The 18,072-nt window shown below is 74.0% G+C and carries 19 protein-coding genes; 7 read left to right on the top strand and 12 right to left on the bottom strand.

The window, feature by feature from the left end:
• The first annotated feature begins 43 nt into the window (after positions 1-43).
• Positions 44-1,084 carry an LLM class F420-dependent oxidoreductase gene (locus ACGFZS_RS39965; RefSeq protein ID WP_393799250.1) on the top strand — a complete coding sequence of 347 codons (1,041 nt, stop codon included), beginning with the start codon at positions 44-46 and terminating at the stop codon, positions 1,082-1,084.
• A gap of 17 nt (positions 1,085-1,101) precedes the next feature.
• On the opposite strand, the gene ACGFZS_RS39960 is transcribed toward ACGFZS_RS39965, so the two are convergent.
• Entirely contained in the window at positions 1,102-1,929 is an 828-nt protein-coding gene (locus ACGFZS_RS39960) for an SDR family oxidoreductase (protein ID WP_393799249.1), read from the bottom strand.
• 219 nt (positions 1,930-2,148) lie between these two features.
• Positions 2,149-2,868, bottom strand: a complete 720-nt coding sequence (locus tag ACGFZS_RS39955; protein ID WP_393799248.1) for a response regulator transcription factor — start codon at positions 2,866-2,868, stop codon at positions 2,149-2,151.
• A gap of 83 nt (positions 2,869-2,951) precedes the next feature.
• On the opposite strand from ACGFZS_RS39955, the gene ACGFZS_RS39950 reads away from it, so the two are divergent.
• Together ACGFZS_RS39950 and ACGFZS_RS39945 are read left to right on the top strand one after the other, a co-directional pair.
• Positions 2,952-4,103 (top strand): histidine kinase, encoded by a 1,152-nt coding sequence (locus tag ACGFZS_RS39950; RefSeq protein WP_359221862.1) that lies wholly within the window; start codon positions 2,952-2,954, stop codon positions 4,101-4,103.
• Positions 4,091-4,744 (top strand): response regulator transcription factor, encoded by a 654-nt coding sequence (locus ACGFZS_RS39945; protein ID WP_365696039.1) that lies wholly within the window; start codon positions 4,091-4,093, stop codon positions 4,742-4,744. Before ACGFZS_RS39950 ends, ACGFZS_RS39945 begins: the two co-directional genes overlap by 13 nt.
• Positions 4,745-4,803: 59 nt before the next feature.
• Here the strand turns inward: ACGFZS_RS39945 and ACGFZS_RS39940 are convergent, their stop codons facing one another.
• From ACGFZS_RS39940 to ACGFZS_RS39925, 4 genes are all read right to left on the bottom strand, one after another.
• Positions 4,804-7,041, bottom strand: a complete 2,238-nt coding sequence (locus tag ACGFZS_RS39940) for an MMPL family transporter (protein ID WP_393799247.1) — start codon at positions 7,039-7,041, stop codon at positions 4,804-4,806.
• A gap of 256 nt (positions 7,042-7,297) precedes the next feature.
• A complete protein-coding gene (locus ACGFZS_RS39935) occupies positions 7,298-7,726 on the bottom strand; it encodes a hypothetical protein (protein ID WP_393799246.1) in 429 nt (142 codons plus the stop codon).
• A gap of 631 nt (positions 7,727-8,357) precedes the next feature.
• Positions 8,358-9,035, bottom strand: a complete 678-nt coding sequence (locus ACGFZS_RS39930) for a DUF429 domain-containing protein (protein ID WP_393799245.1) — start codon at positions 9,033-9,035, stop codon at positions 8,358-8,360.
• A 30-nt stretch (positions 9,036-9,065) separates the two neighbouring features.
• Positions 9,066-9,515 carry a universal stress protein gene (locus ACGFZS_RS39925; protein ID WP_393799244.1) on the bottom strand — a complete coding sequence of 150 codons (450 nt, stop codon included), beginning with the start codon at positions 9,513-9,515 and terminating at the stop codon, positions 9,066-9,068.
• Between the two features lie 400 nt (positions 9,516-9,915).
• On the opposite strand from ACGFZS_RS39925, the gene ACGFZS_RS39920 reads away from it, so the two are divergent.
• Complete coding sequence (locus tag ACGFZS_RS39920; RefSeq protein ID WP_393542917.1) at positions 9,916-10,581, top strand: CBS domain-containing protein; 666 nt, start codon at positions 9,916-9,918, stop codon at positions 10,579-10,581.
• 20 nt (positions 10,582-10,601) lie between these two features.
• Here ACGFZS_RS39920 and ACGFZS_RS39915 read toward each other — a convergent pair whose 3' ends face one another.
• From ACGFZS_RS39915 to ACGFZS_RS39905, 3 genes are read right to left on the bottom strand one after another with little or no spacing between them, the layout of a single operon-like run.
• On the bottom strand, positions 10,602-11,210 hold the full coding sequence (locus ACGFZS_RS39915) for a hypothetical protein (protein WP_393799243.1): 609 nt from the start codon (positions 11,208-11,210) through the stop codon (positions 10,602-10,604).
• Entirely contained in the window at positions 11,207-11,935 is a 729-nt protein-coding gene (locus ACGFZS_RS39910; RefSeq protein ID WP_393799242.1) for a CBS domain-containing protein, read from the bottom strand. Before ACGFZS_RS39910 ends, ACGFZS_RS39915 begins: the two co-directional genes overlap by 4 nt.
• Positions 11,936-11,970: 35 nt before the next feature.
• The gene (locus ACGFZS_RS39905; RefSeq protein ID WP_393799241.1) at positions 11,971-13,689 is read right to left on the bottom strand and encodes a GAF domain-containing protein; all 1,719 of its coding nucleotides are present in this window, start codon (positions 13,687-13,689) and stop codon (positions 11,971-11,973) included.
• A 391-nt stretch (positions 13,690-14,080) separates the two neighbouring features.
• On the opposite strand from ACGFZS_RS39905, the gene ACGFZS_RS39900 reads away from it, so the two are divergent.
• A complete protein-coding gene (locus tag ACGFZS_RS39900) occupies positions 14,081-14,536 on the top strand; it encodes a pyridoxamine 5'-phosphate oxidase family protein (RefSeq protein WP_393799240.1) in 456 nt (151 codons plus the stop codon).
• A gap of 4 nt (positions 14,537-14,540) precedes the next feature.
• Here ACGFZS_RS39900 and ACGFZS_RS39895 read toward each other — a convergent pair whose 3' ends face one another.
• The 3 genes from ACGFZS_RS39895 to ACGFZS_RS39885 all read right to left on the bottom strand — a co-directional run bounded on the left by ACGFZS_RS39895 (position 14,541) and on the right by ACGFZS_RS39885 (position 16,862).
• On the bottom strand, positions 14,541-15,008 hold the full coding sequence (locus ACGFZS_RS39895; RefSeq protein WP_393542925.1) for a pyridoxamine 5'-phosphate oxidase family protein: 468 nt from the start codon (positions 15,006-15,008) through the stop codon (positions 14,541-14,543).
• Positions 15,009-15,100: 92 nt separating this feature from the next.
• On the bottom strand, positions 15,101-15,775 hold the full coding sequence (locus tag ACGFZS_RS39890; RefSeq protein ID WP_393799239.1) for a helix-turn-helix domain-containing protein: 675 nt from the start codon (positions 15,773-15,775) through the stop codon (positions 15,101-15,103).
• Between the two features lie 19 nt (positions 15,776-15,794).
• A complete protein-coding gene (locus ACGFZS_RS39885; RefSeq protein ID WP_393799238.1) occupies positions 15,795-16,862 on the bottom strand; it encodes a zinc-dependent alcohol dehydrogenase family protein in 1,068 nt (355 codons plus the stop codon).
• Positions 16,863-17,059: 197 nt separating this feature from the next.
• Between ACGFZS_RS39885 and ACGFZS_RS39880 the strand changes: the two genes are divergently transcribed.
• Both ACGFZS_RS39880 and ACGFZS_RS39875 read left to right on the top strand, forming a co-directional pair.
• The gene (locus tag ACGFZS_RS39880; RefSeq protein ID WP_359221877.1) at positions 17,060-17,437 is read left to right on the top strand and encodes an STAS domain-containing protein; all 378 of its coding nucleotides are present in this window, start codon (positions 17,060-17,062) and stop codon (positions 17,435-17,437) included.
• Between the two features lie 67 nt (positions 17,438-17,504).
• Positions 17,505-18,065 (top strand): hypothetical protein, encoded by a 561-nt coding sequence (locus tag ACGFZS_RS39875; RefSeq protein ID WP_393799237.1) that lies wholly within the window; start codon positions 17,505-17,507, stop codon positions 18,063-18,065.
• Positions 18,066-18,072: the final 7 nt, after the last annotated feature.

Genomic DNA, 18,072 nt, shown 5'->3' with positions numbered 1-18,072 from the left:
TAGAGTGCCCTTTATTTGCCGTGCGGGAGGGAGTGAGGTCGGTATGCGCATCGGTATGCCCCTGAGCTACAGCGGCGGTTTCAAGGAGGCCGTCGACGAGCTGCGCGACTACGAGAGGGCCGGTCTTGACATCGTCTTCGTGCCCGAGGCCTACTCGTTCGACGCGATCAGCCGGCTCGGCTTCATCGCCGCGCGTACCGAGCGGCTGGAGATCGCGTCCGGGATCCTGCAGATCTACACCCGCACCCCCACCCTCACCGCGATGACCGCCGCGGGCCTGGACCATGTCTCGGACGGCCGGTTCACCCTGGGCCTCGGCGCCTCCGGGCCGCAGGTGATCGAGGGTTTCCACGGACAGCCGTACACCGCTCCGCTGGCGCGGACGCGGGAGATCGTGGAGATCTGCCGGTCGGTGTGGCGGCGGGAGAAGGTCGTGCACGCGGGCCGCCACTACCGGATCCCGCTGCCGCCCGGGGAGGGCACCGGTCTCGGCCTGCCGCTCAAGCTCATCAACCACCCGGTGCGCGAACGCGTCCCGATCGTCCTGGCCGCCATCGGACCGAAGAACGTGGCGCTGGCCGCCGAGATCGCCGAGGGCTGGATGCCGATGTTCTTCCACCCGGAGAAGGCGGCGGAGGTCTGGGGTCCCGCGCTGGCCGCCGGATCGGCGGCGCGGGACCCCGCGCTCGGGCCGCTCGACATCGTCGTCTCGCCGCCCCTGGCGATCGGCGACGACGCCGGTGCCCTGATCGACCTGGCCCGGCCGCAACTGGCCCTGTACATCGGCGGGATGGGGGCACGCGGCCACAACTTCTACTACGACCTCGCGGACCGCTACGGCTTCGGGGCCGCGGCGGCCACCGTCCAGGACCTCTACCTGTCCGGCCGCAAGGAGGAGGCCGCGGCCGCCGTGCCCGACGCGCTGCTGCGGGCCACCTCGCTGGTCGGCCCCGCCGCCCACGTCGCCGAACGGCTCGCCGTCTTCCGGGCGGCCGGGGTCACCACCCTCCAGGTCCGGCCCCTGGCCCCGGACCCGGCCCGGCGGCTGGCCGACGTCGAACGGCTCAGGGCGATGGTCTCCTGAGCCGTCGACGGGATGCGTCAGCAGTCGCGGACGGCCGCGTGGACACCGCCGTCGACGAGGATGTCGACGCCGTTCAGGAAGCTCGCCCCGTCCGACAGCATGAAGGCGACGACCTCCGCGACCTCTTCCGAACGGCCGGTCCTGCCGAGCGGCGTCGCCTCGACGAGTCTGCGCATGGACGACTGCTCGGCCGCCTCCTGCCGGCCCTGCGGGGTGTCGATGATGCCGGGGGCCAGCGAGCAGACGCGGGCCCCGACCGGGCCGAGCCGTACGGCCTCCCGGCGGGCGAACCGGGCGACGCCGTGCTTGGCCCACGGGTAGGCCAGGGTGGACTGTTCGAGTTCCGGTCCGACGGCCTCCCGGATGCGGTCGAGGAAGTCCTCGCGCAGCGGCTCGTCCAGGATCGCGCCGATGGCCGGATCCGGGTTGTCGACGCCGGCGAGCAGGGGGGACATCGAGGAGAAGTAGACGTGCGCGGTGCCCTCGGTGGCGAGTGGGCGCAGCGCCTCGGCGAGCAGGGCGGTGCCGACGAGGTCGACCTCGAAGATGCGGCGCCAGTCGGCCATGGTGGGCGAGATGCCGGCGGCGTGGGCGACGGCGCGCAGCGTGCCGAGTGCGGCGACCCGGGCGGCGAGCCGGGCCAGGCCCTCGCGGTCGGTGATGTCGAGGGCGAACGCCTCGGCCCGGGAGTGCCCGGCCGGGTCGTCGAGGCTCGCCGCGACCGCCTCGGCGCTCGCCGCGTCCCGGTCGACGAGCAGCAGCACGTCCACGGTGCCGGCGAGCCGCCGCGCACACGCCTCCCCCATGCCGCGCCCGGCCCCGGTGACTATTCCTACGGTCGTCATGTGCTGCTCCTCGCCGAAGTGCTGTGCGGTGGGGGCGACCGGGTCCCCGCGGGCACCTCACCGGCGGCCGCACGGGACGCGGGAGGAGCGGGAACCGGACGGTCGCCGTACCCGCATGACAGCGAGCCGGTCCGACACCTCCCGGACGGCTTCCCGACAATTCCCGGACGTGACGGTCGTCACAGAACGGTGGCGGTGGCGGCGGTGGTGGTGCGGCGCTCAGCCCCGGGCGTGCCCGAGCCAGTAGCCGAAGCCCCGGCGGGTGTGGATCAGCGCGGGCTCCTCGCGGTCCACCTTGTGCCGCAGCCGGGAGACGAGCTTCTCGATGGCATCGCTCGCCCGGAACTCGCCCCAGACGTAGCGGCTGATCTGCTCCTTCGACAGCACGCGCTCGGCGTTGGCCAGCAGGTGGCGCAGCAGCCGGTACTCGGCGGGGGTCAGGCCCAGCGGGCGGGTTCCGCGCCTGGCCTGGCAGGTGGCGTCGTCCAGGACCAGGTCGGCGTACTCGGCCGTGCCCCGGCGGCCGGAGGGATGCGGGCCCCGCAGCAGGAGCTGGGCGCGGGCCAGGACCTCGGTGGTGCGGACGGGCCTGGTGACGTAGTCGTCCCGGCCCCGCCCGAGGACGGGAAGGAGGGTGTGGAGGTACTCGCAGGTGATCAGGTAGAGCAGCGGCGGGCGTTCCTCGGGCGCGATCCGGCGGCCCCGGGCGACGTCCCTGAGGTCCGGCAGCGTGGCGTCCCACACCACCAGGTCGAACCGGCCCCGCGAGAGCCGTTCGATCCCCTCGGCGCCGGTGGCCGCCGTGCCCGTGACGCGGTAGCCGGCGAGGCCCAGGGTGGTGGTCAGCAGATCGGTCTCGGCGGTGTCCTGGGCGACGATCAGGACGTCCCGGCCACCGGTGCGCGGCGGCGCCGGCCGCTCCGTGAGGTTCGCTCGCACGTCCAGCCCCTCTCCCGGCGACACGGCATCCCTCGACCCTAACAAAACTTGCGTGACTCAAGCAAAACGTTTAGCTTCCCTGCATGTGGAAAACGGTGCGGCGCGCCGGGTGGGCCACGGTCCACCTCGTTCTGGCCGCCGCGATGGCATTCGGAATGTGGATCTTCGTCACCGTCCTGCTGATCACCGCGATCGGCACGCTGGCGGTCGTCGGTGTCTGGCTGCTGCCCGAGACGGTGCTGCTGATCCGGCGGATCGCGGGCGCCAAGCGGAGCCTGACCGCCACCTGGACCGGGGTGAAGATCCCCGAGGTGTACCGGCCGCTGACCGGGACGGTGCGCGAGCGGGTGGTGACGGCCGTACGCGACCCCGGCACCCGGACCGACGCGCGCTGGATGGTCGCGTACTGGTTCTACGGCGCGCTGCTCGCCCTCGCCGTGCCGCTGTGGCCGGTGGGGCTGGTCGTCGACGGCGTGTGGTGCGGGCTGCTGCGCCGCGAGGCCGTCGTCCTCCCGCTGATCGTGCGGCTCGCGGACCTGGAGGCCGACTGGTCGACCGCGCTGCTCAAGCCGTCCCCGCAGGCGCAGCTCACGGCCCGGGTCCAGGAACTGGCCGCGACCCGCGCCGACGCGATCGCCGCGCACGAGGCCGAACTGCGGCGGATCGAACGGGACCTGCACGACGGGGCACAGGCGCAGCTGGTGGCGCTGTCCATGCGCATCGGACTCGCCCGGCGCGCCTACGGCGGGGATCGCGAGACCGGGCTCCGGCTCCTCGACGAGGCCCAGGAACAGGCCGAGAAGGCGCTGACGGAGCTGCGGCAGGTGGTGCGCGGCATTCATCCGCCGATCCTCAGCGACCGCGGCCTGGCCGGCGCGGTCCGGGCGCTGGCGGCGGGCAGCGGACTGGAGGTCGCCGTGGACGACGGCGGTCTCGACGAGGGGGTGCGGGCGCCCGCGGCGGTGGAGGCGGCCGCCTACTTCGCGGTGGCCGAGTCGCTCACCAACGTCGTCAAGTACAGCGGGGTGTCGCGGGCCGAGGTCCGGCTCGTGCGGGTGCGCCGCGGCCTGCGGGTGCGGGTCCGGGACGAGGGGCGCGGCGGCGCGGACGAGACCGGCGGCTCCGGGCTGCTGGGGATGCGGCGGCGGGTCGCCGCGCTCGACGGAACGATGGAAGTGTCCAGCCCGGTCGGGGGGCCGACCGTGATCGAAGTGGAGTTGCCGTGCGTGTGGTGATCGCCGAGGACAACGCCCTCCTGCGGGAGGGACTGGTCCTGCTGCTGACCTCGTCCGGGCACGACGTCGTGGCCGTCGCGGGCAGCGGGCCCGAGATCATGCCCGCGCTCCTGGAGCACCGCCCGGACGTGGCCGTGCTCGACGTGCGGATGCCCCCGGGCTTCCGCGACGAGGGGCTGCGGGCGGCGCTGGAGGCCCGGGAGCGGATCCCCGGACTGCCGGTGCTGGTGCTCTCGCAGTACGTCGAGGAGTCGTACGCCAGTGAGCTGCTGGGCGGCGGGACCAGCGGGATCGGGTATCTGCTCAAGGACCGGGTCGGCCGGGTCGACGAGTTCCTCGACGCGCTGGAGCGGGTGGCCGGCGGCGGTACCGCGCTGGACCCCGAGGTGGTCACCGAACTCCTCACCCGCCGCAAGGACTCCCCGCTCGACTCGCTCACGCCCCGCGAGCGCGAGGTGCTGGGGCTGATGGCCGAGGGCCACGACAACGCGACCATCGCCAAGACCCTCGTCGTCACCGAGCGCGCGGTCCACAAGCACATCGGCAACGTGTTCCTCAAGCTCAACCTGCCGCCGAGCGACAGCGGCCACCGCCGGGTGCTGGCGGTCCTCGCCTATCTGGCGCACGCGCCGCAGGAGTGAGCGGGACGTAGGGCACAGTGGGAGGGGCCGCCCCGGCCGGGGCGGCCCCTCCTCGCGTCTCAGTGCGTCGCGGCGGGCTCCGCCGTCCGCGGCTCCTCGGACGCCGAGTCGGTCGGGGCGGTCGGCGCGGGCACCTTGCGGCTCAGCTTCTCGCCCTCGACGTCGATGTCGGGCAGCAGCCGGGCCAGCCACTTCGGCAGGTACCAGGCCCTGTGGCCGAGCAGCGCGAGGACGGCCGGGACGATCGCCATGCGCACCACGAAGGCGTCGAAGAGGACCGCTATCGCGAGCCCGAAGCCGATCATCTTGATCATCGACTCGCCGGCGCCGATGAACCCGGAGAACACCGCCATCATGATCAGCGCGGCGGCCACGACCACCCGGGCGCTGTGCCGGAAGCCGGAGACGACGGCCTGCCGGGGCTCCTCACCGTGGACGTACGCCTCACGCATCCGCGAGACCAGGAACACCTCGTAGTCCATGGCCAGTCCGAAGACGATGCCCACCAGGAAGATCGGCATCATGCTCATGATCGGGCCGGTGGAGTCCACGCCCAGCAGTTCGGCGCCGTGCCCCTGCTGGAAGACCGCGACGACGGCGCCGAGGGCCGCGAGGACGGAGAGCAGGAAGCCGAAGGCGGCCTTGAGCGGGACGAGCAGGGAGCGGAACACCAGCAGCAGGAGCACGATCGCGAGGCTCACCACCACCGCGAGGTACGGGATCAGCGAGTCCTGTACCTTCTGCGCGACGTCGATGTCCAGCGCGGTCTTCCCGGTCACCTCGAAGGACACCCCGGCGTCCTTCTCGATGCCGGACCGTTCCCCGCGGATGGTCTTGACCAGGTCCTTGGTCCGCTCGTCGGTCGGGCTGGTGGACGGGGTCGCGGAGAACACCGCGGTGTCCCCCGCCTTGTTGAAGCGGGCCGGCGACACGGAGACCACGCCCTCGGTGGCGGCGATGTCCTTGGCGACCACGGACACGGCCGACTTGGCGCTCTCGGCCTCCCTGGCGTCGACGACGATGGTCAGGGGCCCGTTGAAGCCGGGGCCGAAGCCCTCGGCGAGCGCGTCGTAGGCCCGTCGCTCGGTGGTGGAGGTGGGCTTGGCCTCGTCGCCCGGCATACCGAGCTGGAGGTCGAGTACGGGGGTGGCGACCGCGCCCAGGCCGACCACGCCGAGCAGCAGGACGGGCAGGGGCAGGCGGACGACGGCCTTGGCCCACCGGGAGCCGCCGTTCTCGGTCCTCGCCAGCTTCCGGCGGTGGCGCCGGGAGTTGCGGCGGGCACCGCGCGAGAGCACCGCGTTCGGCCAGAAGCCGAGGATCGCCGGGACCAGGGTCAGGCAGATCAGCACGGAGACGAGCACCGCGCCGGCGGCGGCCAGGCCCATCTTGGTGAGCATCGGGATACCGACCACCGAGAGCCCGGCCAGCGCGATGACGACGGTGAGACCGGCGAACACGACCGCGGAGCCCGCCGTTCCGACGGCCAGGCCGACGGCGTCCCTGGGCGCGTGGCCCTTGGCGCGCTCCTCGCGGTAGCGGGAGACGACGAACAGGGCGTAGTCGATGCCGCAGGCCAGGCCGAGCATGGTGGCGAGGGTGCCGGTGTTCTCGGACAGGCCGAAGGTCTCGGACAGGGCCATGATGCCGGTCATGCTGGCGGCGACGCCGATGATCGCCGCGATCAGGGGCAGTCCGGCGGCGGCCAGCGAGCCGAACGTGACCAGCAGGACGAGGGCGGCGACCGCGATGCCGATCGCCTCGGCGCTGCCGCCCGCGGCGGGCTGCGTCGCCAGGGCGTCGCCGCCGACCTCGACGGTCAGCCCCGCGTCCCTGGCCTGGTCGACGGCCCGTTCGAGGTGCTGCTTGCTGACGTCGGTCAGGTCGTCGGCCTTCGCCGTGAAGGAGACCGTCGCGTACGCGGTCCTGCCGTCCTCGCTGACCGCCTTCGCCCGGAAGGGATCGACCGCGGTGGCCACCTGGGAGCCGTCGGCGGCCTCGTCGACGAGTCTCTCGACGGCCTTCCGGTGGCCGGCCGCGGTGACCTTCTCACCGCTCGGGGCGATGAACACGATCCGGGCGCTCGCCCCGTCGGCCGCCGTGCCCGGGAAGCGCTGCTCCAGCAGGTCGAACGCCTTCTGGGACTCGATCCCCGGCATCGTGAAGCCCTCGTCGGCGGCCGCGGGCGCCTTGGACGCGGCGAAGCCGACGGCGCCCAGGACCGCCACCCACAGCAGGGTGACGAACCACCGCCACCGGAAGGCCGTACGGCCCAGGTGATAAAGGACAGTTGCCATGACGGAGAGGCCTCCACAACGGGAATTCGGGGACGGGCGAGGGGAGCGGGTACCGGGGCGGGGCCGTCCGGCGCTCCGTGTTCCACCCTTTCGCGGGGCGGCGCGGGCGACGAGGGAGCACTCTCCCGGACGCGTGGTGTAGCCCGCTCCACCACCACGGCGGCGGGACCGGTACGGCAGGGGCCCGGATCCATGGATCGGATCCGGGCCCGGGAGGCGGACGGCCGGGGCTGCCCCGGTACGCCGGGGGCGTGGCCTACCAGCCGGTGGCCGAGTTTCCGGTCGGTTCTTCCTGGGTCCGGTCGGCGCCGGACCCGCGGCGGCCCGACACCAGACCGCCCGCCGCGCCGAGGGCCACCAGGCCCATCCCGGCGGCGGTGGCGATGCCCTTCGCGCCGTCCATGGTGAAGTAGGCGACCGCGGCGACACCGCCGTTGAAGAGGAACAGGAACCACAGCACCGGACGGGTCGACAGGAACGCCTTGATCTTCGGCTTCTTCGCGATACGGGTGCCGGTCACCAGCGAGACGGCGATCCCGGCGAAGGTCGCCGCGGTCTTCGCCGTACCGTCGAGCACGGCACCCGCCCCGCCCATGGCGGCGGCCAGGCCCACAACGAAGAAGGACCAGAGCAGCAGATCGGCGAAGAACGACTTGACGGTGGCGAGCGGCGACTTGGCGGCCATCGGGCAATCCTTAGGACGTGGGGCGGGGACGAGGGGCTGCTCCGCCCCGGGGATCTCTGCCGTCCACGATCCCGTCGCCCCTGCCCGGCCACGAGGGAGCGCGCTCCCGGACCCGTGGTGTAGCCCGCTACACCACGCCACGATCCGCCGAGGTCCGACGCCCCGGGGCCCGCCGGAGCGCCACCGTCTCCGGGCATCACCCGGAGCCTGCCGATGCCTCCCGGAGCCTGCCAGAACCTGCCGATGCCTCCCGGCGTCTTCTGGTGCCGCCCGGCCTCACCCGGCACTACCCGAGCCTGCCCGTCCCCACCCGGTACCACTCGGGCCCACCCGACACCACACCGGACCTGCCGGGCACCACTCAGACCCACCCGGCACCACTCAGACGCGCTCGCCACCACCCAGACCCACCCGCCCCCGCCACGGCCCACCCGGCACCACCCACACCCGCCACGGCCCACCCGGCACGACCCGGACCTGCCGGGCACCGCCCGAACCCGCCCAGCACCACCCAGACCCACCCGGCACCACTCAGGCGCGCCCGCCACCACCCAGACCCACCCACACCCGCCACGGCCCGTCCGAGACCATCCGCGCCCGCCGGGAAGCAGTCGGCGCTGCTCGGCGTCGGTCAGAAGTGGATCTCGGCCGGGCGGCCCGCTGGGTCGAGTTGGGGTGTTTCGGGGATGCGGCGTGCGGTCCCCTGGGCGATCCGGTGGGCGGACCAGGCCGCGACGGCGGCGTCGAGTACGTCGTCCGGGGGTACCTGGTCCGCCTCGCCGAGGGTGTCCGGGAGGACGATGCCGGCCTCGGCGAGCAGGGAGCGCCGCAGGTGCTGGCCGCGCCAGGTCTTCTTGGCGTGGGTCAGCGGTATCCCGCCGGCCAGGGCGTGGAAGGACACCTCGGGGTGGATCTCGTGGACGCGGTCGTCGGCCGCCCAGCACGCGCGGGCCTCCAGCAGCCTGGGGGCCAGCGCCCAGGCCTGCCGGCTGAGCCGGTTGCCGGTCAGCTCCTGGCAGCGGTCGGCGGCCGCCGGGTAGTCCCGCTCCCGCCAGGCCGGTTCGGGGGCGATGAGGAAGACGCTGTTGCGGCGCTTGCCGAGCAGGGCCTTGGCGGCGAGGTCGGCGGCGCGCCAGCCGTTCGCGACCAGCCCGAGCGGCATGTCCACCGCGACGATACGGGCCGTCGCGGCGCGTGCGATCAGCGCGTCGAGCCGGACGTCGACCAGGCTGCCCGCGTACGCCCCGTCCCTGAGCCCGATCCCGACCCAGCCGAGCTTGCCGCAGGCGTCGATCCCCAGGACGTCCATGCCACCCCACCCTCGTACGGGTGGCGCAGCCTACGCTGACTTCTGGTCCGCGCGCACGATCACGACCGGGCAGGTGGCGTGCTGGGAGACATGCTGGCTGACGGAGCCGAGCAGGGCGCGGGCGAACCCGCCCCGGCCACGCCTGCCGACGACCAGGGCCTCGGCGCCCTCCGCGGCGCGCAGCAGGACGTCGGAGGCGTTGCCGTGCACCAGGTGGGAGCGGACCGAGGCGGCCTGGTCGGGGCCGAGCACGTCGGTCAGTTCCTGGCGCATCCGGTCGCGGGCCTCCTCCGCGTCGACGTCCATGTCCACGGCGGGCCCCGACCAGCCGTACAGGCCCGGCAGTTCCCACACCGCGACCGCCTCCACGACACCGCCGACCAGGCCGGCGTAGCGCAGGGCCCAGCGCAGGGCCGCGTACGAGGACGGCGATCCGTCGACGCCGACCACGACGCGCGCCTCGGGGACGTCACTGTCCATGCCTTCCACCTCTCCTCAGGCGTTCGGCCAGCCCCCACCTCCACGCTGCGCGACGGTCGGCCGCTCCGCCAGAGGAGTACGGCCGGCGGCATGACGGACACCGGGCGGGCGCCCGGACCGGAATGCTCCGCCGGAGCGCCCCGGCAGTGGTGGTGCGGGCCGTCCCGTGGTGTGCTGAAGGGGACGGGAAGGACCCGCACAGGACGCGGGGAAGCGGCCGGCGGCGGTCGCGCACCGCGCAATCAGGATCCGCGAGAAGTGGATGGCGTCCTTCCCGCCCTTGTGCGCCGCGGCCTCGCCGGTGCGCGGGCCGAAGAGCCCCTCAGGGGGTCCGGGCGGCCCTGGTGTCCGGTCCGCAGCGGTTCCACGCTGGGAGACGGGGAGATCCGAGGAGGCAGTCATGCGCGGCAGCCCGCACACCGTCAGCGATGTGATGACCCACAGCCCCGTCGCCGTCGGCCGCGACGCCTCGTTCAAGGACGTCGTCGCACTGCTGGACCGGTGGAAGGTGAGCGCCCTGCCCGTGCTGGAGGGCGAGGGCAGGGTGATCGGTGTCGTGTCCGAGGCCGATCTGCTGCCGAAGGAGGAGTTCCGCGACAGCGACCCGGACCGGTTCGTGCAGCGGGAGCGGCTGGCCGACCTCGCCAAGGCCGGCGGGGTGACCGCCGGGGAGCTGATGAGCGCGCCCGCGGTGACCGTGCACGCCGACGCCACCCTGGCCGAGGCCGCGCGCATCATGGCCCGGCGCCGGGTCAAGCGGCTGCCGGTCGTGGACGGCGTGGGCCTGCTGAAGGGCATCGTCAGCCGCGCGGACCTCCTGAAGGTGTTCCTGCGCGAGGACGCGGAACTGACCGAGGAGGTGCGCCGGGAGGTCGTCGACCGGCTGTTCCCGCTCTCCGCCGACCACATCAGGGTCGATGTCGACGAGGGCGTGGTGACCCTGACCGGCTGGATCGAGAGCACGGATCTGGCCCCGGTCGCGGCACGCCTGGCCCGCGCCGTGGAGGGCGTGGTCGACGTCCGCTGCCACCTCGCCCCGGTCTCCGTACGCAGCGACATGAACTGACCCGGCGGGCGGCGGTCTGCTCAGCCCCTGCCGCCGCTGAGGTTGCGCCACTGGGGGCCGATGTGGCGCCACTCGGTGTCCCATTCGGCGAGGCGCCGGTCGAGGAGCCGGTGGCGGATCAGGCGGCCGGTGCCGTAGCCGACGGTCACGGTGAGCTGCACCGCGAGCGTGCCGGCCACGACCGCCTCGAAGGTCGATTCCGCCTTGCCCGGTGGTTCGGCGACGAGCGCCTCGCTGCGGTTGGCCCAGACCCGGACCTGGCTGCCCGCGGCCGCCGTGGGGAGGGCCTTGGCCCGGCCGGTGTGCACGGAGCCGTCGGCGGCGGTCCAGCGGACCGTGACCCAGGTCCTGCCGATGTCGTAGCCCGCGCTGACGGGCGTGCCGTGGGCGGCGCTCTCGGTCAGCTCGGCGGAGACCGGGTGGACGCCGGCCCACCGGTCGGCGATCGTCCGGTCCACGCCCGCGGCGGCGGCCCAGCCGGCGAGCGCACCGCCGACCAGGGTGAGGACCCACAGCGCGAGCACCACCCAGCCCTCCACGACGTCGCTGTGCCGCCGCAGCGGATTGCGCCGCCAGCGCCACCACCGCAGGTACCGCACGGCCGGCCCGTGCCGGTTGTCCCGCCTCATGGTCCGGTGCCTGCCTGCGCGGTCGGCGGGCCCGGACTCCCCTCGGCGTCCGGGAAATCCGGGTCGAGGTCGGGGCGGCGACTTGGTCCGGCCAGTGCACAGTCCACGTCGACGACGCCTTCGACGCCCCGCACCCAGCCGACGGCGACCGGCACCAGCGCGGTGTCCGTGACCCGGCCGGTCAGGGTCACGACGCCGTCGCGGACCCGCACCCGGACCGGTTCGGCCTCGGCGGCGAACAGGTGCGGGAGGACGTCGCGGCGGATCTCCTCGGCGATCTGCTCGTCGTCCCGCAGGAACACCTTGAGCAGGTCGGAACGGCTCACGATGCCGACGAGCACGCCCTGGGCGTCGACCACGGGCAGCCGCTTCACCCCGTGCTGCGCCATCGTGCGCGCGGCCTGCGGGAGCGTGGCGTCGGCCCGGACGGTGACGGCGGGGGTGTTCATCAGCTCCCCGGCGGTCGCCGCGGCCGCCCTGGTGAGATCGCCGGACCGCAGCTCCCGGGTGTACGCGCCGGAGGCGCCGTCCCGGAGTTCCTCCTTGCGCAGCAGGTCCGCCTCCGAGACGACGCCCATGACGTGCCGGTCGTCGTCCAGGACGGGCAGGGCACCCACCCCGCGGCCCCGCATCGCCTTCACGATGTCCTTGAACGCCGCTCCTCGCTGCAGGGCGACGACCGTGCGGGTCATCACGTCGCCCACCACGGACGGGGTGCCGATCATGGCGGCCTCCAGGGGTCGGTGCCGTGCGGTGACGCCTACGGGTTCGCGACCGGCACCCGCCACACCAGCGTCGTACCGCCTCCGTCGGGGCAGTCCCATTCCAGGCTGCCACCAAGTTCCGCCGCCCGCTCCGCCATGTTGCGCAGACCGCTGCGGCGGCCGTCGGGCGGGATGCCCACACCGTCGTCCCGGACCGTCAGCAGCAGGTCGCGGCCGTCGGTCGACAGGACGACCTCGGCGCGGTGGGCGCGGGCGTGCCGGGCGATGTTGGTGAGGGCCTCGGCGAGGACGGCGACGACATGGTCGGCGACCTCCTTGGGCACGTCGGTGTCGAGCAGGCCCTCCATGCGGACGCTCGGGGCGAAGCCGAGCACCGGCGCCGCCTCCCCGGCGACCCGGACCGCGCGGGCCCGCAGACCGGTCCCGGCGCCGTCGTCGCGGGCGCGCAGCCCGAAGATCGTCGACCTGATGATCTTGATGGTCTCGTCGAGGTCGTCCACGGCCCGCAGCACCCGCTCGGACGCCTCGGTGTGCTCGATCAAGCGGCCGGCGCTCTGCAGGGTCATCCCGGTGGCGAAGAGCCGCTGGATGGCCAGGTCGTGCAGGTCCCGGGCGATCCGGTCGCGGTCCTGGAGCACCGCGATCTCCTCGGCGTCGCGGCGGCGCTGGGCCAGCTCCAGGGCGATCGCCGCCTGGGCCGCGAAGCCCCGCATCGACTCCGTCTCGGGGGCGGTGAAGACCGGGCCGCCGCACTCGCGCGCCAGCAGGAGCACACCCCGTACGCCGCTGTCGCCGGTGCCGATGGGAATGGCCACGGCGGGGCCGAGCCCCTGGAACCGGGGCGGCTCGGGGGTGACCCGGTCGTCGTGGCCGACGTCCTCGCTGGTGACCGGGGCACCGTCGGCGAAGGCGAGGCCCATGAGGGTCTTGTCCAGGGGCAGCACCAGTCCCCGGTGGTCCTCGGCGTGCATGCCGACGGCGATCTCCACGCTGAGCGAACCGGCCCCCTCCACGGGTATGGCCACGGCGGCCAGCGCCGAGCCCGTGATGCCCCGCGCCTGCTCGGCGATGAGGGCCAGGGCCTCGCCGGAGTCGCCGCCGGACATCAGGCTGTGGGTGATCTCCGCGTTGGCCCGCAGCCAGCGCTCGCGCAGCCGTGACTCCTCGTACAGCCGGGCGTTGTCGATCGCCACGCCGGCCGCCACGGCCAGCGTCGACGTCACCGACGCGTCCTCCTCGTCGAACTGGGCCCCGCCCCGCTTCTCGGTCAGGTACAGGTTGCCGAAGACCTGGTCGCGGACCCGGATGGGGACGCCGAGGAAGGTGTTCATCGGCGGGTGGTTCGGCGGGAAGCCGTACGAGGCCCGGTGCTCGGAGATCTTCGCGAGGCGCAGCGGCTCGGGGTTGCGGATCAGTTCGCCGAGGATGCCGTGGCCCTCCGGGTAGGGGCCGATGCGGGCGATCTGCTTCTCGCTGACGCCGACGGTGTGGAACGCGGACAGCCGCTTGCCGTCGGGCCCGATGACCCCCAGCGCCGCGTACTCGGCGTCGACCAGCACCGCCGCCGCCTCCACGATGCTGTGCAGCGCCTGCTCCAGGTCCAGTTCCCGGCCGACGGAGAGGACCGCCTCCAGCAGGCTGTGCACCCGGTCCCGGGTGCCGCGGGCCGCGTCCAGCCGGGCCTGCAGCTCGTCCAGCAGTTCGTCGAGCCTGAGCTGAGGCAGCCGTATCCGGGCTTCCTCGGAGCTTTCCACCGGTCCTGTCCTCCAGATCCTGTCGACCCGCGCGTACCGGCAGGTCCGGTCACCTGACACGGTAGTGGGCGGCAGCGGGGGCGGGCACCCGGATCGGCCAACCGGGCACGGCCGGGCGGTGGCGGAGGGCGGTGGTGGCGGGCGGCCGTCCGGACGGCGGGGCACCGGTCCGCGCGTAGGGCCGGTCGGCCCCGGACGCGGGACCAACGGCACCTGCGCCGGGGTGTCGTCCGGGAGAGAGTCGTCTCAGGAGCGGCACCGATCCCCCGCGGTGTCGCTCCGCCCGTAACGCCCCCCGTGGCACCGGATCCCCGCCACGCCGACGCACCCGGACACACCCGGACGCACCCCGCCCGCGCCTTCCGGCGCGGCTCACCGACGGAAGCCCGCCATGGCCCACGACGACAGCGCGCCCGCTCCGGTGCCAGGTGCGCGCCGGAGCGTCGAGCTCGACGGCGTGGAGGCGATGCGGCTGCTGGGGTCGGTGTCCCTGGGGCGGATCGTCTTCACCCGGCAGGCCCTGCCCGCCGTCCGGCCGGTCAACCATGTGCTGGTCGACGGCGACATCGTCATCCGCACCCACGAGGGTGCCGCGCTGACCTCCCGCGCCCGGCAGGCGGACGGCACCGGGGTCGTGGTCGCCTATGAGGCGGACGTCATCGACCCGGACACCCACCTGGGCTGGAGCGTGGTGGTGACCGGTTACGCCCGTCTGGTGACGGACCCGCGCGAACTCGCCCGCTACGAGACGCTGTTGCGGCCGTGGCTGGACCGGACCATGGAACACGCGGTCCGCATCCACCCCGACCTGGTGACCGGGATCGCCCTGGTCGCCGACGACGGCTGAGCGGTCACGCCGACCGGGGCCCGCCGGAGGTCAGGGCCGTCAGGTCCACCCCGTACAGGCTGCGCCCGCCGACCAGTTCGCGTCCGGTGACCAGTTCGGGCCGGATGCGCACGAAGACCTCGTGGGGCGCGGGCACCCAGGACCGCGGGCCGGTACGGACCAGCCGGCGGTGCTCGGCGAGGTCGCTCACCACGGTCGCGGGACCGGTGACGACGACGCTCCAGCCGGACCGCGCGGCGGCGTCGACCGCGTCGCCCTCGAAGGCGACCACCGAGCCGTCGACGGCGCGCACCAGCTCCGAGGCCGCCGACGTCCGCAGCAGTACCGCGCCGTCGCCGTCCAGGCCGAAGTTGACCGGCAGTACGGCGGGCAGCGCCTGACGGGTGAAGACGATCCGGCCCACGGGCACCGTGGCGAGCAGGCTCAGGCACTCCTGCCGGTCGAGTTCGCGGAATCCGTCATTGGCGTACATGGGGCCGCCTCCTGCTGCGGTACCGGGAGCGTTCCGTCACTGGGTGTCAGGTCGTTCCGTCACTGGGTGTCAGGTCGTTCCGTCACTGGGTGTCAGGTCCTGATCCGGCGTCCGGTGACGACGCCGGGGACGACACGCACCCACAGCTCGCGCCGGCCCCCTGCCCAGGGGGCGCTGTAGGTCCGTGCCGAGAGCCTGCGGATGTCGTCCGGGTCGGTCACGAGGTGGGCGCGGCCACGGACCAGGACGCTCCAGCCCTCGCTGAACGCGTCGTCGATACGGTCGGTCTCGAAGGCCACCCGGCAGCCCGCGGCCCGCGCCGGGGTCGTGCCGGGAGCGGTGCGGAAGACGATCGCGCCGTCCACGACGCCGTAGTTGACCGGCACGATCACCGGCCCGGTGGCCGTGGCCACCCCGAGCCGGCCCACCCCGTGCGTGCCGAGCAGGGCCGTGCACCGGGCGGGGTCCAGCTCCACGAACTCCGGGTCGCGCCCGGCACGGGCTGCCCCCGGCGGGGACTCGGTGTCGCCGCCGGTGAGATGGGACAGCGTGGTGTGCAGCACCTCGGCCAGCCGGAGCAGGGCGCCCGTGCCCGGTGCGGCGAGCGGGTTCTCCTCCAGGTACTCCAGATAGCCGGGGGCGATGCCGGCCCGGACGGCGGTCTCCTTGCGGGTGAGGCCGAGTTCCGTCCGGCGTGCGGCCAGCCGGCGGCCCAGGTCCCCCAGGGGCGGCTTCTCCACGGTGTGCGGCCGTACCTGTTCGGCCATGACCGGTCACGTCCTCTCGTCAGGCCGCGGGAACGGCGAGTTCGTGCTGTTTCCCGCCGAGCACGACCTTGAGCGCGGCGCTCTCGCCGGCCCGGGCGAAGACGTCGTACGCCTCCTCCGTCCGGCTCAGCGGGAAGGTGTGGGTGACCAGCTGCGCGGTCGGGAGCCGGCCGGCGGCGGCCATCCGCAGCAGGGCCGGTGTCGAGTGGGTGTCGACCAGGCCGGTGGTGAGGGTGATGTTCTTGCTCCACAGGTCTTCGAGGTGCAGCGTGACGGGCCTGCCGTGCACGCCGACGTTGGCGACGCGGCCGCCGGGGCGCACCATGCGGGTGCACAGCTCGAAGCTCTCGGGTACGCCGACGGCCTCGATCACCACGTCCGCGCCGAGTCCGTCGGTCAGGTCCGCCACCAGCTGGGCGGGGGCCTCGTGGACGTCGGCCACGGCGTCCGCGCCGAACCGGTGGGCGGCCTCCAGCCGGGCCGGGACCAGGTCCACGGCGATGATCCGTTCGGGCGAGAACAGCCGGGCCGTGGCGACGGCCGCGAGCCCGACCGGACCCGCGCCGACGACGGCGACGGTGTCGCCGGGGCGCACCCGCCCGTTGAGCACGCCGACCTCGTAGGCGGTCGGGAAGATGTCCGCGAGGAGTACGGCGTCCTGGTCCGCGAGCGTGCCGGGCAGCTTGTGCACGGACAGGTCGGCGTGCGGGACCCGGACGTACTCGGCCTGGGTGCCGTCGATCAGGTGGCCGAGGATCCAGCCTCCGCCGCCCCGGCACTGGCCGTACCGCTGCTCCCGGCAGAAGCGGCAGCGGCCGCAGGAGGTGATGCACGAGACCAGCACCCGGTCGCCCGGCCGGACGCTCCGTACGTCGCTGCCGGTCTCCACGATCTCGCCGACGGCCTCGTGCCCGAGGACCGTGCCGGGCGGCACCTCGGGGACGTCGCCCTTGAGGATGTGCAGGTCCGTGCCGCAGATCGTGACGGCGGCCACCCGCACCACGGCGTCGGTGGGCTCCTTGATCGCGGGATCGGAGACTTCCTCCCAGGCGGACTGCCCGGGGCCGTGGAAGACGAAGGCCTTCATGACACGCTCACCGTCCTTGGTCGTCCGGTGGGTCCATCGTGTCCCCGCCCGGTGGGCCGCGCTTGGGCCGTCCGGCCCCCGGTGCCCGCCGGACGGGCCCCACCGGAGCGGGCGGAGGACGTTCGGGCCCGCTGGTACCGGGCCGAAGGGGCCGAACGGCCCTTCCGGAGACCCGCCGCCTCGGCTTGTCTGGGCCTATGGCCGACAACCACACCAGGTCCACGGCGTACCACACGACGCACAGCGCCGACGGGACGACGGTGGTGACCCTGCACGGCGAGATAGACGTCCTCGCGGTGCTGGCGCTGCGCACGGCCCTGGACGCCCTGACGTCCGGCCCGAAGCCCGACCTGGTGGTGGATCTGCGTGCCGTCTCCTTCATCGACTGCGCCGGGCTCGGCGTGCTGTGCCGGGCCCGGAACCGGATCCGGTCGCGGCAGGGCCGGCTGCGCCTGATCACGCCGGACGACGGCTTCCTGCGGCTGCTGCGCCGCACGGGGCTGGACGGCACCTTCGAGCTGGTCCGCGGGGTGTCCGGGCCGCCACTCCCCCGAGCGCTCTCCGACGCCCGCTGACGGCTCACCCGTCCCGTCCGCCGCCTTCGCTGACGTCACCACCACGACGACGAGGAGGTACGGTCCGATGCACGGCGACAGTGCGAGCAGACGGCTGTGGCGGTGGCGGAACAACCCGTTGCGGCGGCACGACGACCTCGTCGAGGCCTGGATCGTCCTGGCCGTGTACGCGGGCGTCGCGCTCGGCGGCACCGTCGCCGGCACCGTGACCGCGCAGGCCGCCGACCAGGTGTTCGCGCAGCAGCGGGCCGAACGCCGGTCCGTCCGGGCCGTGCTCGTCGCCGACGCGCCGAAGAGCACCGCGCCCGACGTGATGGGCTCGGTGCGGTGGACGGCGCCCGACGGGTCGGCCCGCACCGGCCCGACCCTGGTCGCGGCGGGCCTGCCGGCCGGCAGCCGGGTCGTGGTCTGGCAGGACGGCCGGGGCCGGCTGGTCGCCGCACCACCGGACGCCACGGAGGCGGGTCTGGAGGCCGGGGTCCTCGGGGCCGGTGCCGCCGGCGCCACCGCCGGGGTCGTGCTCGGTGCGGGAGCCGTCGCCCGGTGGCGGCTGGATCAGCGGCGGATCGCCCGGTGGGGGCGGGAGTGGGATCTCGTGGAACCGAAGTGGGGGCACCGGACGGGCTGAGCGGCCG

The organism is Streptomyces sp. NPDC048288 (assembly GCF_043201555.1).
In the GTDB taxonomy this organism is placed as follows: domain Bacteria; phylum Actinomycetota; class Actinomycetes; order Streptomycetales; family Streptomycetaceae; genus Streptomyces.
Note: the sequence above shows the minus strand (reverse complement) of the source record. Positions and strands in the feature narration are given on the sequence as shown.

What these genes read in the sequence shown, in the direction of transcription:
- ACGFZS_RS39965 (WP_393799250.1), top strand. Translation starts at nt 44, where the DNA reads ATGCGCATCGGTATGCCCCTGAGCTACAGCGGCGGTTTCAAGGAGGCC.
- ACGFZS_RS39960 (WP_393799249.1), bottom strand. Translation starts at nt 1,929, where the DNA reads ATGACGACCGTAGGAATAGTCACCGGGGCCGGGCGCGGCATGGGGGAG.
- ACGFZS_RS39950 (WP_359221862.1), top strand. Translation starts at nt 2,952, where the DNA reads ATGTGGAAAACGGTGCGGCGCGCCGGGTGGGCCACGGTCCACCTCGTT.
- ACGFZS_RS39940 (WP_393799247.1), bottom strand. Translation starts at nt 7,041, where the DNA reads ATGGCAACTGTCCTTTATCACCTGGGCCGTACGGCCTTCCGGTGGCGG.
- ACGFZS_RS39935 (WP_393799246.1), bottom strand. Translation starts at nt 7,726, where the DNA reads ATGGCCGCCAAGTCGCCGCTCGCCACCGTCAAGTCGTTCTTCGCCGAT.
- ACGFZS_RS39930 (WP_393799245.1), bottom strand. Translation starts at nt 9,035, where the DNA reads ATGGACGTCCTGGGGATCGACGCCTGCGGCAAGCTCGGCTGGGTCGGG.
- ACGFZS_RS39925 (WP_393799244.1), bottom strand. Translation starts at nt 9,515, where the DNA reads ATGGACAGTGACGTCCCCGAGGCGCGCGTCGTGGTCGGCGTCGACGGA.
- ACGFZS_RS39920 (WP_393542917.1), top strand. Translation starts at nt 9,916, where the DNA reads ATGCGCGGCAGCCCGCACACCGTCAGCGATGTGATGACCCACAGCCCC.
- ACGFZS_RS39915 (WP_393799243.1), bottom strand. Translation starts at nt 11,210, where the DNA reads ATGAGGCGGGACAACCGGCACGGGCCGGCCGTGCGGTACCTGCGGTGG.
- ACGFZS_RS39910 (WP_393799242.1), bottom strand. Translation starts at nt 11,935, where the DNA reads ATGATCGGCACCCCGTCCGTGGTGGGCGACGTGATGACCCGCACGGTC.
- ACGFZS_RS39900 (WP_393799240.1), top strand. Translation starts at nt 14,081, where the DNA reads ATGGCCCACGACGACAGCGCGCCCGCTCCGGTGCCAGGTGCGCGCCGG.
- ACGFZS_RS39895 (WP_393542925.1), bottom strand. Translation starts at nt 15,008, where the DNA reads ATGTACGCCAATGACGGATTCCGCGAACTCGACCGGCAGGAGTGCCTG.
- ACGFZS_RS39890 (WP_393799239.1), bottom strand. Translation starts at nt 15,775, where the DNA reads ATGGCCGAACAGGTACGGCCGCACACCGTGGAGAAGCCGCCCCTGGGG.
- ACGFZS_RS39885 (WP_393799238.1), bottom strand. Translation starts at nt 16,862, where the DNA reads ATGAAGGCCTTCGTCTTCCACGGCCCCGGGCAGTCCGCCTGGGAGGAA.
- ACGFZS_RS39880 (WP_359221877.1), top strand. Translation starts at nt 17,060, where the DNA reads ATGGCCGACAACCACACCAGGTCCACGGCGTACCACACGACGCACAGC.
- ACGFZS_RS39875 (WP_393799237.1), top strand. Translation starts at nt 17,505, where the DNA reads ATGCACGGCGACAGTGCGAGCAGACGGCTGTGGCGGTGGCGGAACAAC.